Annotated in this window: 10 protein-coding genes; 6 read left to right on the top strand and 4 right to left on the bottom strand. The window is 72.2% G+C overall.

What is annotated here, in order from left to right; all coding sequences use genetic code 11:
• Positions 1–579 precede the first annotated feature (579 nt).
• Positions 580–2673 carry an asparagine synthase-related protein gene (locus tag ACH4YP_RS09125; protein ID WP_398490067.1) on the top strand — a complete coding sequence of 698 codons (2094 nt, stop codon included), beginning with the start codon at positions 580–582 and terminating at the stop codon, positions 2671–2673.
• A 169-nt stretch (positions 2674–2842) separates the two neighbouring features.
• On the top strand, positions 2843–6310 hold the full coding sequence (locus ACH4YP_RS09120; protein ID WP_398490066.1) for an AfsR/SARP family transcriptional regulator: 3468 nt from the start codon (positions 2843–2845) through the stop codon (positions 6308–6310).
• A gap of 94 nt (positions 6311–6404) precedes the next feature.
• On the opposite strand, the gene ACH4YP_RS09115 is transcribed toward ACH4YP_RS09120, so the two are convergent.
• Positions 6405–8312, bottom strand: coding sequence for a sigma-70 family RNA polymerase sigma factor (locus ACH4YP_RS09115; protein ID WP_398490064.1), 1908 nt, complete (start codon positions 8310–8312; stop codon positions 6405–6407).
• Between the two features lie 346 nt (positions 8313–8658).
• Positions 8659–9453 carry a helix-turn-helix domain-containing protein gene (locus ACH4YP_RS09110; protein WP_361053292.1) on the bottom strand — a complete coding sequence of 265 codons (795 nt, stop codon included), beginning with the start codon at positions 9451–9453 and terminating at the stop codon, positions 8659–8661.
• A 378-nt stretch (positions 9454–9831) separates the two neighbouring features.
• Between ACH4YP_RS09110 and ACH4YP_RS09105 the strand changes: the two genes are divergently transcribed.
• The 3 genes from ACH4YP_RS09105 to ACH4YP_RS09095 all read left to right on the top strand — a co-directional run bounded on the left by ACH4YP_RS09105 (position 9832) and on the right by ACH4YP_RS09095 (position 13876).
• Positions 9832–11196, top strand: a complete 1365-nt coding sequence (locus ACH4YP_RS09105; protein WP_398490062.1) for an NAD(P)/FAD-dependent oxidoreductase — start codon at positions 9832–9834, stop codon at positions 11194–11196.
• 123 nt (positions 11197–11319) lie between these two features.
• A complete protein-coding gene (locus ACH4YP_RS09100) occupies positions 11320–12966 on the top strand; it encodes a SpoIIE family protein phosphatase (protein WP_398490061.1) in 1647 nt (548 codons plus the stop codon).
• A 79-nt stretch (positions 12967–13045) separates the two neighbouring features.
• Complete coding sequence (locus ACH4YP_RS09095; protein ID WP_398490060.1) at positions 13046–13876, top strand: class I SAM-dependent methyltransferase; 831 nt, start codon at positions 13046–13048, stop codon at positions 13874–13876.
• Positions 13877–13958: 82 nt separating this feature from the next.
• Here the strand turns inward: ACH4YP_RS09095 and ACH4YP_RS09090 are convergent, their stop codons facing one another.
• Positions 13959–15230 (bottom strand): MFS transporter, encoded by a 1272-nt coding sequence (locus ACH4YP_RS09090; RefSeq protein WP_361053300.1) that lies wholly within the window; start codon positions 15228–15230, stop codon positions 13959–13961.
• A gap of 147 nt (positions 15231–15377) precedes the next feature.
• Between ACH4YP_RS09090 and ACH4YP_RS09085 the strand changes: the two genes are divergently transcribed.
• Positions 15378–15926, top strand: coding sequence for a MarR family winged helix-turn-helix transcriptional regulator (locus ACH4YP_RS09085; RefSeq protein ID WP_143643678.1), 549 nt, complete (start codon positions 15378–15380; stop codon positions 15924–15926).
• A gap of 356 nt (positions 15927–16282) precedes the next feature.
• Here the strand turns inward: ACH4YP_RS09085 and ACH4YP_RS09080 are convergent.
• Positions 16283–16493 (bottom strand): hypothetical protein (locus ACH4YP_RS09080; protein WP_398490057.1); only part of this gene is annotated, 211 nt, incomplete at its 5' end.

The raw sequence follows: 16493 nt of genomic DNA, 5'->3' as shown, positions 1-16493 counted from the left end.
TCCGGATGGCGGGATTGTGGCCCGTGGGCAAGCACAGAGCGTCGTGTCGTGCTCCCGCTGTGTGGCCGTGCGCCCGTCCGTGCGCTCTTCTCCGGCCATCTGGGGAGCGCTTCCATGGGATGCGTGGGTCGGCCCGCTGTACTGGATCCAGTGGGCTGGGGGACACCGCCGCCTCCATCCCCGCGGGCGGCGGACCGGTCCGGGAGGCGGACTCCGCCTCCCGGACTGTGCGTTGCGCACAGCATGTACGGAGCGTGTGCACGCGTGTTCGCCCATCACCGATTTGGCCGAATATCGCCCATGCCTTCTGAGGGCAAATACCCCTCCTACCATGGCACTTGAGGGCGCGTTAGGTGTTTTTGGGGAGCGTACCGGGGGCGCATTCACGTCGTCGCCCTTGGGTAAATTCTGCGCGATCGCCGCTCGTCGCGCGTGCGTTCGCTTTTTCGCGGGCATCTCCAAGGGGCGCACTCCGGGGAGCACAAGAGGCCGCACCGGCCCTCCCGGGCGCATTCTTCGTGGCAGCATGGTGACCGGTTCGTACGGTGCACTGGTTGTCCACAGCCTGTGGAGGCGGCGATGCGGTGGTTGGTGGGATGGAGCAGTACCGCCGCTCGTGCGCCCGGGATCGGTTCGGCGGGAGCGACGGGCGGCGACGGCGAGACGGTGCACCCGGTGGGGTCCCAACTCCTGTGGGGCGACCCCGATCCGCTCTGGGCGGTCGGTGACTGGCGCCCCGACGAGGTGCGTGTCGTCAAGGCCGACGAGCAGAACCGCATGGCGGTGCTCGGCACCTGCGGAGCCTCCGACGAGGAGCTGCGCGTGGGCCTGTTCGCCGCGCGCGGAGGGGCACTTCGGCATCTGACGGCCTGGTCCGGCAGTTACACGGCCGTCGTCCAGGTGGGCCGCCGGGTCATGGTCTGCGGTGATCTCGCGGGCGTACGGCCGGTGTTCTACACCCCTTGGGCGGCCGGCACGGCGTACTCGACCGCGGCCCTCCCCCTCGCCGACCTCATCGAGGCCAACCTCGACTTCGGGCACCTGGCGGCCCTGCTCGCGGCTCCCGACGTACCGGCCGCGCTCCAGGACTCGACGCCGTACGAGGGGGTACGGCGCATTCCGCCGGGGCACGCGCTGATCCTGCGCGCGGGTGCGCGGGAGATCGCCGGGTACGAGCAGGTGGCCTCCCTCGCCGTCGCGGCCGCGACCACCGACCCCGACAGCGCGGTGAGCGCCGTACGCGACGCCCTGGTCGAGGCCGTGCGCGCACGACTCGCGGCTCCGAGGCACGTACCCGGGGCGGACATAGACCCCGGTCCCGTCCCCGGCATGGGCCCCGCCGAGCGGCGCGCGGCGCGCGGCATGCCCGTGCCCGGCATCGGAGCCGACCTTTCCGGAGGACCCGCCTCGGGCACCCTCGCCCTCCTCGCCGCCGGCCTGCCCGGTGCGCCCGGCACGGTCCTGGGCCATGGCACGGGGGCCGGCGAACGCCTCCTCGCGGTCACGTTCAACGACCTGGCGGTGAAGGGCCGCGAGGCCGAACTGGAGCGGGCGGGCACGCTGGCGGCGAACCCGAGGCTGCACCACGTGGTCGTCGCGGGCGGTGAAGAGGTCCTCCCCTACGCCGAGTTGGACGGCCCGCTGACGGACGAGCCGGGGCCTTCCCTGGTGACGGCCGCCCGGCACCGCGCGCGACTGGCCTCGGGCAGCGCGGACCACTTCACCGGGTACGGCGCGCGTCAGGTCCTGGACGCGCACCCGGCCCGCCTCGCCGACCTGCTGATGGACCGCAAACGACGTCATCTGGTGCGCCCGGTCGCGGCGTTGGCGAAGGCCGACGGTTCCGTCATGGTCCCCGCGCGCGTGTACGGCGCGGCGCGCAAGTTGTCCCGTACGCCGTATCTCGTCGGCATAGAGGGACTCGCCGACCGGCTGCTGCACAAGCGGTTCGAGGAGCCGGGAGGTGCCGTGGGGGCGTCGCTCGCCGCGCTCACGTGGGCCAGACCCGGGCCCGCCGCGCGCTGGCTCACCGGCGAGGCCCTCGCTGAAGTATCGGTTCGCCTGGCGGGTGCGACGACCCGGGGCGGCGTCGGTCCGGGCCAGCGCCCGGGCGACTTCCGCGCGCGCTCCGCCCTCGCGCGCCACGCCTCGGACCTCCGGATCCTGGAACAGGCCGCCGAGGTCCGCTTCCAGCGCCTGCACGCGCCGTTCCTCGACAACCAGGTCGTACGCGCCTGTCGTGCCCTTCCAGAGGCGCTGCGGGTGCAGCCCGGGGCACGGGCCGCGATCCTCCGTACGGTCCTTGAGAGTGCCGGCGTGGCCGATCTCCCGCCCGGCTGGGGTGCCCCGTCCCACGCGTCCTCCACGGCCGCCGCCCGTACGGGGCTCCGGGTCGCCGTGGACGACCTCGTCGCCCTCTTCGACACGCCCCTCCTCGCCCAGGCGGGCCTCGTCGAGGCCCGAGTCGTCCGCAAGGCCCTCCGGGCGGCGGCCGACGGCGAGACCCTGCCCCTGGAGGGCCTCGCGGACCTGGTGTCCCTGGAACTGTGGCTCCGCCGCCTGATGGAGCGCCGGGGGACGTGCTGGACGGGGACGCCCGCGCGGCAGCGGGCCGTCCCCGCGGGGATTCGACCGCAGCGGGGGGCGTTGGGGGCGGGGGCGGGGAGGGGGTAGCGGGGGAGTTTCCTCGCCCCCGCTGGTAGCAGCCTGTCCGGCGTTTGAGGACGAGCGCGTCAGCGCGATGCGCGGGTCTGGGGGCGGCAGCCCCCAGGGACGGGACGGGTAGGGGCGGCGGGGGCGAAAAAAGTCCGCCCCACCGGGCCGGACCGGTGACAATGGCCCCGTGCGGTACAGAATCCTGGGCGTCACCCAGGCAACGGACGCCCAGGGCAAGGCCGTGCCCCTGGGCGGCCCCCGCCTCCGCGCACTCCTCACGGCGATGGCCCTGCGAGCAGGCCGAACCACGTCTTCGGAGACCCTCATCGACGAGGTCTGGCCGGACAGCCCCTCACACGCCGCCCCCGCCGCACTCCAGGCCCTCGTCGCCCGCCTCCGCCGAGCCCTCGGCAAGGACGCGATCACGTCGGAGCCGGGCGGCTACCGCCTCGCCGCCACCCCCGAGGACGTGGACCTGTTCGTCTTCGAGCGCCTGGTCCGCGAGGGCAGGGCGCAACTGGACGCAGCCCCGGAGACCGCGGCCCGCACCCTCCGCGAGGCACTCGCCCTGTGGCGCGGCCCGGCCCTGGCGGACCTCCCGGACCGTACGACGGCCGCGACCCGCCCGGAATCCCTCCGCCAGGAGGCGACACGCGCGCGCGTGGAGGCGGACCTGCGCAACGGCCACGCCCACGACGCCGTACCGGAGTTGAGGGAACTCACCGAGACCCACCCCTACGACGAGCCCCTGCACGCCCTCCTCATCAGGGCCCTGCGCGACACGGGCCGCACGGCGGACGCCCTGGCCGCCTACGAGAGCGCCCGCCGGGCCCTGGCGGACGGCCTCGGCACCGACCCGGGCCCGGAACTCCGAGCCCTGCACGGGGAACTGCTGACGCCTCGGCCGCCGGCCCCGGCCGCAACCTCGGCCGCCGCTGCGGACCCGACGCCGCCCCCGAACCCGTACACCCCCGCCACTCCCTCAGGCACTGCCACCACCCCGTCAAGCACTGCCACCAGCCCGTCGAGAGCCGACCGCAGCGGCAACATCCGTCCCCGTCTGAATTCCTTCGTGGGCCGGGAACCCGAACTCGACGCCATCCGTTCCGAATTGCACAGGGTCCGTCTCGTCACCCTCACGGGACCGGGCGGATCCGGCAAGACCCGCCTCGCCGAGGAAGCCGCCGCCGGGCATCCGCAGGCATGGCTGGCCGAGCTCGCCCCGCTCGACCGGCCGGAGGCGGTGAACAGCGCGGTCGTCAGTGCCCTCGGTCTGCGCGAGACCGTGCTGAAGACCCACGAGATGACGGTGCAGCAGGACGACCCGGTCGCCCTGCTCATCGAGTACTGCGCCCCGCGCAGCCAGCTCCTGATCCTTGACAACTGCGAACATGTGATCGGCGCCGCGGCCGAGCTCGCCGAGACCCTCCTGACCCACTGCCCGGGCCTCACGATCCTCGCCACCAGCCGCGAACCCCTGGGCGTGCCCGGCGAGTCCGTGCGCCCGGTCGAGCCCCTGCTCCCCGACCCGGCGCACCGCCTCTTCACCGAGCGGGCGGTCGCGGCGCACCCGGACACCGACGTCAGCCACGACTCCGCCGCCGTCGACGAGATCTGCCGCCGCCTCGACGGCCTGCCCCTGGCCATCGAGCTGGCCGCCGCCCGGCTGCGCATGCTCACCCCGCGCCAGATCGCCGACCGCCTCGACGACCGTTTCCGCCTCCTCACCTCCGGAAGCCGCACGGCGCTGCCCCGCCAGCAGACGCTGCGCGCGGTCGTCGACTGGTCCTGGGACCTGCTCGACGAGCCCGAGCGGACCGTCCTGCGCGAGGTCTCCGTCTTCGCGGGCGGCTGGGACCTGGACGCCGCCGAGGCCGTGTGCACCGGCCCCGTGGCCGAGATCGTCGGCGCGCTCGTCGACAAGTCCCTGGTCGTCGCGACGCCCGGCCGGCGAGGGACCAGCGGCATGCGCTACCGCATGCTGGAGACGATCCACGAGTACGCCGCGGAGCGCGCCGCCGAGACCCCCGAGCTGCGCGCCACGGCCGAGCGCCGGCACCGCGCGTGGGTCCGCGCGCTGGTCGAGGAGGCCGACCCGCTCCTGCGGTCCGCCGACCAGCTCCGGTGGATCCGCCGCCTTGAGTCCGACCTGGACAACATCCGCGCGGCACTCGATCGCAGCCTCGTCGCCGCCGACGAGCCGGAGATGGGCTCCATCGCGCTCGCCATGGGCTGGTTCTGGTGGCTGCGCAACTTCCGCCGGGAGGGCATGAACTGGACGGACCAGGTCCTGCGCCTGGGCACGGCACTCGACATGCGCTCCGCCGAATCCGCCGAATCCGCCGACTCCTTCGACTCCTCCGGCACCCGCTCGTCCGGTCCCTTCCGCATGCCCCACCTCGACACCGTCGACCACGTCGAGGCCTACCTCGCCGACCCCGAGGCAGAGAAGGAACACCCCTCGCACCGGCTCCGTATGAGGCTGCGCCTGCTGAATCTCTTTCTGAGGGCTGAGCTCGGCCAGGTCCCGCTGAAGGACGAGCGGATGCTGGAGTACACCGAGGGCCTGCGGGCCGCCATGGCGCGGGGCGGGCCCGACTCGGCGCGGTTCCCCGGCATCATCTGGCCGCTGATGGCGTTCGTCCTCGGCAACACCGAAGGCATCCGCGACCACATGGAGACGTCACTCGCCAACTGCCGGGAGTACGGCGGTGACTGGGAGATCGGCGCGGCCCTGCTGTTCTGCGTCCATGTGGCAGTGGACAGCCCCGGAGGCATGGAGGGCGTCGAGGAGAACCTCACGGAGCTGCGGGCGGTCGCCCGGCGCGCGGGGGACCGCTGGATGCTCGCGCAGATGAGCAGCGCGGGCGGCGAGACGGCCATGGCCCGCAGCCGTTTCGACGAGGCGAGGAGTGAGTTCGAGGAAGCTCTGCGGCTCGCGGTCGAGGTGGGGGCGTATGTGGAGACGCCGTTCCTCATCGCCCGCCTCGGTGAGATCGCCTACTACGTGGGAGACCGGGCCGCGGCTCTCGCGGCGCTCGACGAGGCGACGGCCGCGGCCGATCGGTACGCGGTGCCGGACTCGAGGGCGTTCGTCCTTCTCATGCGGTCACAGATGGCCTTCGACGACCAGGACTTCGTACGGGCCCGTGAACTGCACGAGGCGGCCCGCGCGGAGATGGACCGTGGCACACCGCCGCCCCAGTTCCTCGCCGCGCTGAACGGCCTCGACGCCCTGCTCATCGCGGTCGAGGAGAGCCCCGGTCACGGGCTGCGCAAGCTGGCCGACACCCTGTGCGAGGCCGTGTCGGCGCGGTGCTCGGAGGTGGTCGTCGCCACGCTGGCCGATCGGGCGGCGGGCGTCCTCGGCGACATCGAGGACCACGCGCGCGCGGTCCGGTTCCTCGCCGCGGGCTCCCACTGGCGCCGGGGCCACCCCCGCCCGTTGCCCTACAGCCGGGAATCCGACCGTATCGAGGCCGCCGCCCTGTCCCAGCTGGGCCGCCGGGCCTACGACACCGAGCGGCGCACCGGCGCGGCCCTCACCCCGGACGACGTCCTACGGGAACTGGCCGAGGCGTCGGTCACGGCCACAGCGGCAGCCTCGGCTGCCACCACTGCCGCGACTGCCACCACGGACAGCGGCTGCCGCTGACACCGGTACCGGCTCCTGCGCCGGTCACCGGTCATCGGTATCGGCAGCGGTCACCGGCGCAGCAGCCCAGTTGCGCCGGCACCGCCGCGGGACCTCACTGACACCGGAACCGCGAATCCGCCCAGTCCGCCAGCGCCACCGAGTCGAAGGGCGAATGCGGCTCGACGACCAGGCGGATCGTTTTCCTGCCGGTCAGATCCACATGCACCGGCACCGCGCCATGACCGCCCTGAACCAGCCCCGAATGCCACAGCCGGGCCTCGTCCGCGAACACGGAGAACCGCACCTGACCGAGCCCCATCGTCATGTCGTCGACACCGACCACCGCGTCGTACGAGGAACACGTGCGGTTGAGATCGATGGTGACCGAGGAGGCGCCGTGGACGGTGACCCCGTTCGCGTACGACGTGTCGGCGATCGACATGCCGTACCGCTGCCAGACCCAGCTGCTCTCGCCGAGCCGCATCTCGGGCTTGGTGCCGTCGCCGGTGACGCCGTAGTCCAGCTGGTTCCACTGGAAGACCGCCGGTGGAGCCGGCGGAGGGGGCGGCTTCGGGGCCGGTGCGGGGGGAGGTGTGGGCGTCGGCTTCGGCGGGGGAGTCGGTTTCGGAGTGGGCGTGGGGGTGGGCGTCGGCTTCGGAGTGGGGCTCGGCGTGGGACGTGGCGAGGGCGCCACGACCGGCACCGGCCGGTTCGGTGCGGGCTCAGCCTTCGGGGGCTTCGGCGACGGCGACGGTACACGCGGTTCGACGACGGTCGGGGACGGCTCCGGCCTGGCCACCGGGTCCTTGGGCTTCACCTCGTCACCGGCCAGCGCGAGCGCCACCACGGCGACGGCGGCCGCCACGACACCGGCCGCGATGCCCGCCTTCACGGGCGCCCCGAGCCCCTCGGCGGCGGCCCCGCCACCGGCGCCGGCCCCTCCGGAGCCGCCGCCCGCCGCCGACGCGGCCCCCGCGGCACCGGCCGCGCCCACGCCGGCCCCGCCCGCGACGAGCGCGGCGGCCTTCGCGTACCCGGCGGCACCGAACCAGCCGATGACGGCGATCGGTACGACCGCGGGAATCCCGCTGGCGACTTCCTTGATCTGACCGGCGGCGAGCCGGCACTTGGCGCACTCCTCCAGGTGCTTGCGCAGCCCGCGCTCGGCGCGCGTGCGCAGCCCGCCGCGCGCGTACGCGCCGAGCCGGTCGGCGTAGCGTGCGCACTCCTCGTCGGTGGTGAGCGTGACGCTCACATGCGCCTGGAGATAGGCCTGCTTGAGGCCCTCCCGGGCCCGACTGGCAAGGACGCGCGTGCCGTTGGCGTCCAGCCCGAAGAGCGTGGCGACCTCGCTCGGCGACTCGTCCTCGACCTCGGTGTGCCAGAGCACGGCCTGCCACCGCTCCGGCAGCGACCGGAACGCCTGCATGGCCATCGTCTGCTCGGCCTCGTGCATCGCCCGTACGTCCGCGCCCAGGTCCAGCGTGTCGTCGTCCGACACCTCCGAGCCGCGCGCCGCCTGCGCCGCGAACACGGCGAAGTCGTCGACGAGATGCTCGCGCCTCGCCGACTTGGTCCAGCCCGCCGCGACGCGTCGTACGGTCGTCAGCAGATAGGCGCGTACGGCGTGCTCGGGGCCGCGCCCGCCGCGTACGGCCTGGAGCATGCGGGCGAAGACCTCGGCGGTGAGGTCGTCCGCGGTGTGGGCGTCCCGGCAGCAGGTGCGCGCGTACCGGCGGACGGCGTCCGCGTGGCGCCGGAACAGCTCCTCGTACGCGGTGTCGTCGCCCGAGCGCATCCGCTCGATCAGCGCGGCGTCGGCGGGCGGCAACTCGATCGGGGGCGGCAGTACGCCGCTGTCGTGCCACTCGCGCCGCTCCCGCTGCGGCGGAACGGCCTCCGGGGATCCCGCAGGGGTGCCCTTCGCCCGGCCGCCCTGGCTCGGCACCTGCGGCGACGGCAGCCCACCGGCCTCCGCGCCACCCTCACCGGGTGACTCGTCCCGCCCCTCAACGCTCATCGCGGAAAGCCCCCGCCTGCACACTCGGACCCGAACACCGGGAAAGAGTGCCACACGGACCCACCGCTGTTACCCGGAGGAACGGACCAACCACTCGTCCGTGGCGACTTGCCGAACCACAGCACTACCGTTCACCCGAACGGGGAAGACTCAACCACCTTCCCTGCCAAGCAGGTTGACGAAGGCGGGCCCCATGAGGGGCGCGGGGCCGTGCGTTGTGCGGCTCCGACGCGGGGGCGCGCGACCAGCCCCCACGCCCCCGCACCCGGCAACGACCCCATCACCCGCCCCGCCGGAGGCACTCGCCCCGCCGAAGACACCCGCACCCCGCCGGAGGCACCGCGCGTTACACCGGCCGCGACCGAAGCCCCTCCAACAGGATGTCCAGCAACCGAGCCGAAGCCGCAGCCTGCTGAGCCGCGTCCGGCAGAGACGGCGCCGCCGTGGCGATCACCAGCAGCACGTCCGACACCGTGACATCCGGACGCAGTTCGCCCGCCGCACGCGCCCGGTCCACGAGCCGCCCCACGACCTCCAGCAGCTGCGCCGTACCGGCGTCGTCCTCGATCGCCACGACCTCCACAGCCTCCTGCAAGGGCGCAGGCCGCTGCTCCACGAGCCGCAGCTCGGGCGGGAGCGGCTGGGACCGCTGCTGCGGCACCCGCGTCTCGTCGAGGACCGTGCCCTCGGCTCCCTCGTCACCGACGCCCACCCGCAGGATCTGCGGAGGCAGCAGCCGCCCGGCACCCGAGGCCACCGACGTCCGCAGGAAGCGCGAGAGCGCCGACCACGGCTCGTCCTCCTGACCCAGCGCGGTGCGCGCCTGGTCGGTCAGCCGGGAGGTCTCCTCCTCGGCTATCCGCCGGACCAGGACGTCCTTGCTCGGGAAGCGCCGGTACACCGTGCCGACACCGACGCGGGCACGCCGCGCCACGTCCTCCATCGGCGCCCCGTACCCCAGCTCGCCGAAGACCTCACGGGCCGCGCGAAGTACGTGCTCCAGATTGCGCTGTGCGTCCACGCGCAGTGGCGTCGTGCGCGACGGGTCCCCCACGCCGCGTCCGTTCGATGCCGCCGCACTGATCGCGCCGCCCGCCCCGATGGCAGACGCGGAAGACCATTGAGAATCCTGAATGTGCATATGTGTTCCCCCGGTAATGACGTCTCCCCCCGGAGACTCTCCCCGCCATTGACAGCCGGAGCGAGCGGAACAGCCTTCGCCGCGCGGTCTCGCCGCACGGACCCGTCGAGCGCATCCCCCTACACCCCGATGACACACGAACATAGTTGAGTGGGGGTCAATTCAGAAGGGGCAGGTTCCGCACAGAGCGCCCCCCGATCGGACTACGGGCCGCATACGTCCCGGTTGCGCCCCCTACTTCCACCCCGCTCACACCCGCTGACCTGCGAAGCTTCCCCGCACTCCGGCAAATCGGCCAACCGTGCGCGTCTCAGGCACGCGGTCACACAAATTGACGGGCCTGTGGACAAACTCCCGGAGCCGGTGCGTCATGGGTGAGTGAAGGAACGTGCGCGCATTCTCGTTGTCGGCGGCGGCTACGTCGGGATGTACACCGCTCTCGGGCTCCAGCGGAAGCTGAAACCGGAGCTGAGGCGGGGCGACGTGGAAATCGTCGTGGTGACGCCCGACCCGTACATGACCTATCAGCCGTTCCTGCCCGAGGCCGCCGCGGGCTCGATCTCACCGCGTCACGTCGTCGTCCCGCTGCGCCGCGTCCTCGACCAGTGCCGGGTCGTCATCGGCGAGGCCGCGTCCATCGACCACGCCAAGCGCACCGCGACCCTCACCACCCTCGCCACCGAGGAGGAGGGCACCGGCCCGGAGCAGATCACGTACGACGAACTCGTGCTGGCCCCCGGCTCCGTCTCCCGGACCCTCCCAATCCCCGGGCTCGCCGAGTACGCCATCGGCTTCAAGACCGTCGAAGAGGCCATCGGGCTGCGCAACCACGTCATCGAGCAGATGGACATCGCCTCCTCCACCCGCGACCCCGCGATCCGCGACGCCGCCCTGACCTTCGTCTTCGTAGGCGGCGGTTACGCCGGAGTGGAGGCACTCGGCGAGCTGGAGGACATGGCCCGCTACGCCGCGCGCTATTACCACAACGTCACGCCCGACGACATGAAGTGGATCCTCGTCGAAGCCTCGAACCGCATCCTCCCCGAGGTCGGCGAGGACATGGGCAAGTACACGGTCACCCAGCTGCGCCGCCGCAACATCGACGTACGCCTGGAGACCCGCCTCGACTCCTGCGCGGACCGCGTCGCCGTCCTCAGCGACGGGGCGCGCTTCCCGACCCGTACGGTCGTGTGGACCGCCGGCGTGAAACCGCACCCGATCCTCGCGGCCACCGACCTCCCGCTGAACGAACGCGGCCGCCTGAAGTGCACCGCCCAGCTGACCGTGGACGGCACCACGCACGCGTGGGCCGCGGGAGACGCCGCCGCCGTCCCCGACGTCACCGCCGCCGAGCCCGGCACGGAGACCGCCCCCAACGCCCAGCACGCCGTCCGCCAGGCCAAGGTCCTCGCCGACAACATCGCCCGCTCCCTGCGCGGCCGGCCCCTGGAGACGTACTCGCACAAGTACGTCGGCTCGGTCGCCTCCCTGGGGCTGCACAAGGGCGTCGCGTTCGTCTACGGGCGCAAGCTGAAGGGCTACCCTGCCTGGTTCATGCACCGCGTCTACCACCTGAGCAGGGTGCCCACCTTCAACCGCAAGGCCCGCGTGCTCGCCGAATGGATCCTGTCGGGGCTCTTCAAGAGGGAGATCGTCTCCCTCGGTTCGCTCGAACATCCCCGTGCGGAGTTCGAACTCGCGGCCGGTGGAAAGCCTCCTCAGAACCCGAAGGGGTCGTCCTGACCGGACCAAGGAACTCCACCGGCCGCGCCCGCGTCTGACTGATGTCGGTCCGGTCGGACACACTGGTCCACACCATGGGCGGGCCCACCGCTCGCCCTTCAAACCCACGAGGCCTGTCCCACTGTGAACTTCACGCGCTGGAGCGCCCGGCTCCCCGGAACGCAGCGCCGCGCGGCAGCGCGGACCGAGGAATCGCCGACGGCGCTCCCTTCGGAGGGCTCCGTGCCCGCGGCACGCGCCGAGCGGCTGTCCGACGCGGCGCTCCTGCCCGTCGTGGACGAGCTGCCGGTCCGCGAGGTCCTCGACCGCATCCCGGCCCTCGTCGCCCTGGTCCAGGGCCCGGACCACCGCCTCGCATACGTGAACGACGCCTATGTGGCGGCCTTCGGCGTCCGCCAGGCCGGCGAGCCCGCCCGCGTCGCGCTGCCCGAGCTGGCCGAGGTCGGCCTGCTGCCCCTCCTCGACCAGGTCCTGCGCAGCTCCAAGCCTCGTACGGTCAAGTCCCGCAAGGCCCCCGGCGGCCGCTCGTACACATTCACGTGCACCCCGGTCGAGGTCTCGGCCACCCCCGAAGGGGGCGGCGTACTGATCTTCGCCGCCGACGTCACCGACCACGCCGAGGCCGCCGAGCGGCTGCGCGCCAGCGAGCGGCAGCACCGCGAGACCGCCGTCACCCTCCAGCGCTCCCTGCTGCCCCAGGAGCTCGAAGAGCCCGACGACCTGCGCGTTGCCGCCACCTACCACCCCGGCGGCACGGAGGCCGCGGTCGGCGGCGACTGGTACGACGTGATCACCCTCGGCGGCGGCCGCACCGCCCTCGTCATCGGCGACGTCATGGGCCGCGGCGTCCGCGCGGCGGCCGTCATGGGCCAGCTCCGCACGGCGGTCCGGGCGTACGCCCGCCTCGACCTGCCCCCGCACGAGGTCCTCCAGCTCCTGGACGGCCTCGCCATGGAGATCGACGCCAACCAGATCGCCACCTGCGCGTACGCGGTCCACGACCCGAACGAGGGCCGCCTGGTGTACGCCTCCGCCGGCCACCTCCCGATCCTCGTCCGCGACGAGAGCGGCACGGTCCTGCGCGCCGACGAACCCACCGGCCCACCGCTAGGCACGGGCGGCTGGATGCACGCCTCCGGCTCGATCCCCCTCGGCCCCGGCTCCACCGCCGTGCTCTACACCGACGGCCTGGTCGAGCGCCGGGACGCGGACCTGGACGAGGGCATCGCCTCCCTGGAGCGCGCCCTCGCCGGCGCCACGGGCACCCCCCAGGTGGTCTGCGACCGCCTGGTCCGTTCGGCGGGCGTGACCGCCGACCACGACGACGACGTCGCCGTCCTGGTCCTCCAGCACCCGGCCCGTACGGGACCGGACAGCGAGCTCTTCCGCAACGCCGCACTGGAGCTGCTCGGCGGCGTCGAGGCGGCCCCACGCGCGCGTGCCTTCGCCTCCGGCGTCCTCACCAGCTGGCGCTTCCCGACCGACCTGCACGACCTCGGCGTACTGGCCGCGAGCGAGCTCGTCGCCAACTCCCTCCAGCACGGCACCCCGCCGATGCGCCTCAGACTCCGCCGCACCGACCGGCGCCTCATCGTCGAGGTCACCGACGGGGACGACCACCTCCCGCGCCGCCGCCGCGCCGAGCCGGCCGACGAGTCCGGCCGCGGCATCGCGATCGTCGCCACCATCGCCTCGAACTGGGGCTCCCGCCGCACCCCTGGCGGCGGAAAAGCGGTCTGGTGCGAGTTCGCACTTCCGCGCACCACGTGACCCACGAGCCGCGTATCACGTGACCCATAGGCCGCGCGGCATCTGGTCGGACCCGCCCCGCGGTGCTAGTAGCTCACCCATGACCAGCTCACCCCAGGCAGACGAAACGGGCTTTCAGCTCAAAGGCAGCGCTCCCGAGCGCTACGAGGAGTACAGCGCACCGATCATGGCGCCGTTCGTCGAGGCGCTGCTGGACGCCGTGGACCTGTGTCCCGGCCACCAGGTCCTCGACGTGGCCTCCGGCACCGGCTTCGCGGCCCGCGCGGCAGCCGCCCGGGTCGGCCCCACGGGCCATGTCGCGGCCACCGACTTCAGCGAGGCCATGCTCAAGGTGGCCGCCGCCAGGGCACCCCGCATGTACCCGGACATCGAGTTCACCGTGGCCCCCGCCGACCGCCTCCCCCACCCGGACGACACGTTCGACGCCGTCCTCTGTCAGCAGGGCGTCCAGTTCTTCCCCGACCTCGGCGCGGCCCTCGTCGAGGCGTCCAGGGTCCTGCGCGTCGGCGGCCGGTTCGCCGCCACCGCCTGGGCCGCCCGCGACCGCTCCCCTTATTTCCTGGCCCACCACCGCGCGATCACCGAGTACGGCGGCCCGGAGGCGGAGGCGCACTTCGCGATGGCCTTCTCCTGCCCCGCCGAACGCCTCACGGCCGCCCTCGCGGACGCGGGCTTCCACGACGTGGTCAGCCACGACATCACCTTCGGCATCACCCTGCCCCCGCTCGCCGCCTTCGCCCGCGGCCACCTGTCGGCCGTCCCATGGGGCCAGGCCATGGAGGACGCCGGCGGCCCGGACCGCCTCACGCAGGCCGCCGAGGTGATCGCCGCGACCCTCACCGACCACACGAACCCCGACGGCACGGCAATGCTCCCGTTCACATCCACCCTGGTCACAGCCATCCACTGAGCACCGCCACACAAAACACAGGACGGCCGCCACCACATCAGTGGTGACGGCCGTCCGCCATCTCTCAAGCCCTGCACGCCAGTCAGGCGGCGGTCTGCACCGCATCCGCCGAAGCCCCGCCCCGCGCGACAACCCGGCTCTTCGCCAACGACGGCTGATTCTGTACGGGAGTGAGCTGCTTCCCCAGCCGCACCGCCAGGAACGTGATCCCCAACGAGAACAGCAGGAACGTCACGACGTACGGAGCATGCAGCGAGGCCCCCATCGGCCCGCCCACCGCGGGACCGACCGCGAGCGCCAGCTGCTTCACCAGGGCGAAGGCGGAGTTGTACTGCCCCGCCATCCCGCTCGGCGCCAGATCCGCGACGAGCGGCGCCACGGTCGGCGACAGCATCGCCTCCCCGAGCCCGAACAGCGCGTACGTCGACACGAACGCGGCCGTGGCCATGGTCTGGCTGGCGTGCCCGAGCCCCGCGTACCCGGCGACGACCCAGGCGAGGGCCCAGATCAGCCCGACAGCGCCGATCACCCGGGACCGCTTCCGCCGCTCGACGAACCGCAGCACGGCGAACTGGGCGACCACGATCACCGCCGTGTTCGCGGCAAGCGCGGTCCCGAGCGCGGACGTGGAGATCCCCGCCGCCTCGACGCCGTACGCACTCAGCCCCGACTCGAACTGCCCGTAGCAGGCGAAGAACAACACGAAGCCCACGACACACAGCTGCACCATGGCCCGGTTGCCGAGCAACTGCTTCCAGCTGCCCCTGGCCCCTCCGGGAGCACCCTCGACCTTGGCCGTACGCGGCATCCGTACCGTCACCATGACCACCACGAGCAGCAGGAACATCGCCGCCTCGATCGAGAACAGCAGCGTGAACGAGCTCGCCCGCGAGGCGTCGACGAGATGACCGCCGATGAGCCCACCGACCCCGAGCCCGAGGTTCTGCAGGAAGAACTGGGTGGCGAAGGCGCGCGACCGCGTCTCGGCCGACGAGAAGTCCACGATCATCGTCGCGAGCGCCGGCTGCATCACGGCCTGACCGGCTCCGAGCGCCGCCGCGGACAGCAGCACGGTCGTCGAACCGCTCGCGAGCCCGAGGCTCAGCGCGCCGACGGCGGCGGTGACCAGGGCGGTGAGCAGCACCGGCAGCGGGCCCCGGCGGACGATGGCCCGCCCGGCGAACGGCAGCACCACGAGCGCGGCCACGGCGAAGACGGCGAGCACGAGACCCGCCGTCATCGCACCGAGATCCCGTACCTGCGCCACATAGACGTACAGATACGGGACGGTAAAGCCGAGCCCGAACGCGCTGAGTGCGTTGCCCACATGGATCCGGCGCATCTCAGCGCCCATCGCCCTGGTCACTTTCACCTGCCTTGGTAGGGAAGTCTTACGTCTGCCTCAGGAGTTAGAGGTGAAGACTTCGAAGCTAAAGTAAGAAGCTAAACAGTACATCTCGAAGGACTTCAACGCCAAGCGAGCGCGTGCCATACTGCGGCCATGGGTGACACCCGCCGCGTCAGCGAGCCGACGATCGAAGAGCAGATCGCCGCCTACCAGCGCGAGTTCCAGGACCTCGACCCCCAGGTCGAGAAGATCGTCTCGGCGCTGGGCCGCCTGAACCGCCGCATGAACGTCGCCTACGGCCGCCAGACCGCCACCCTCGGCATGAGCAACGCCGAGTGGGAGGTCCTCAAGGCCCTCGTCCTCTCCGGCGCCCCCTACCGAATGGGCCCGAGCGACCTCGCCAAGCGCCTCGGCCTCACCCCGGCCGCCATGACCCACCGCATCGACCGCATGGTCGCGGAGGGCCTGGTCACCCGGGAACGCGACGAGTCCAACCGCGTACGCGTCATCGTCGAGCTGACCGAGGAGGGGCGCGGGAAGTGGCTGGAGGCCATGCGCCTTGCCACGGTCTTCGAGGAAGACCTCCTCCAGGACCTATCCCCGGAGGACCGCGGTGTCCTCGGCGAGGTGCTGACCCGGCTGCTGCGCCGCGTGGAGCACGCCCAGCCGGACGCCGGCGGTCGGCTCACCGACCTTGACTGAGGCCCGAGTTGGGGCTCGGCTCCGGCTCGGACTTCCTGCCCGCCTCTGGTTTGCCGGATGGTCGCCCGGGGGAGACTTGACACTCCCCTCGCCGATCCGTAAGGTTCTTCGAGTTGCCACGGGGCCGTAACGGTTCTGCGACAGCACCTCCGCCGCAGAAGCGGCACACCAAACCATCAGCACGACCTCCTCAACGGGGCGAATTCGGCATGCCCGAATTCAATTCGATTTGAGGCCGGCAGCCCGATTAGGAACTGCCGAGAGGATCCGCTAAAGTTTGGAACGTCGGAACGGCCCAACAGCCGCAAAGACAAACCCTGTTGACAGGGAGTCAGGCCCGAAAGGATCTGATACAGTCAACATCGCCGGAAGGCCGAAAGGCCGGAAAGCACCGAGGAAATCGGATCGGAAAACGGTCTGATAGAGTCGGAAACGCAAGACCGAAGGGAAGCGCCCGGAGGAAAGCCCGAGAGGGTGAGTACGAAGGAAGCGTCCGTTCCTTGAGAACTCAACAGCGTGCCAAAAATCAACGCCAGATATGTTGATACCCCGTCCACCATGTCATGT

The organism is Streptomyces sp. NPDC020747 (assembly GCF_044334695.1).
Lineage (GTDB): Bacteria > Actinomycetota > Actinomycetes > Streptomycetales > Streptomycetaceae > Streptomyces.
The sequence above is the reverse complement of the archived record's forward strand: the minus strand, read 5'-3'. Positions and strand labels throughout refer to the sequence as shown.

Bases quoted from the DNA above. Each gene is read 5' to 3' on its own strand.
- ACH4YP_RS09125 (WP_398490067.1), top strand. From the start codon at position 580: ATGCGGTGGTTGGTGGGATGGAGCAGTACCGCCGCTCGTGCGCCCGGG.
- ACH4YP_RS09115 (WP_398490064.1), bottom strand. From the start codon at position 8,312: ATGAGCGTTGAGGGGCGGGACGAGTCACCCGGTGAGGGTGGCGCGGAG.
- ACH4YP_RS09110 (WP_361053292.1), bottom strand. From the start codon at position 9,453: ATGCACATTCAGGATTCTCAATGGTCTTCCGCGTCTGCCATCGGGGCG.
- ACH4YP_RS09095 (WP_398490060.1), top strand. From the start codon at position 13,046: ATGACCAGCTCACCCCAGGCAGACGAAACGGGCTTTCAGCTCAAAGGC.
- ACH4YP_RS09090 (WP_361053300.1), bottom strand. From the start codon at position 15,230: ATGGGCGCTGAGATGCGCCGGATCCATGTGGGCAACGCACTCAGCGCG.
- ACH4YP_RS09085 (WP_143643678.1), top strand. From the start codon at position 15,378: ATGGGTGACACCCGCCGCGTCAGCGAGCCGACGATCGAAGAGCAGATC.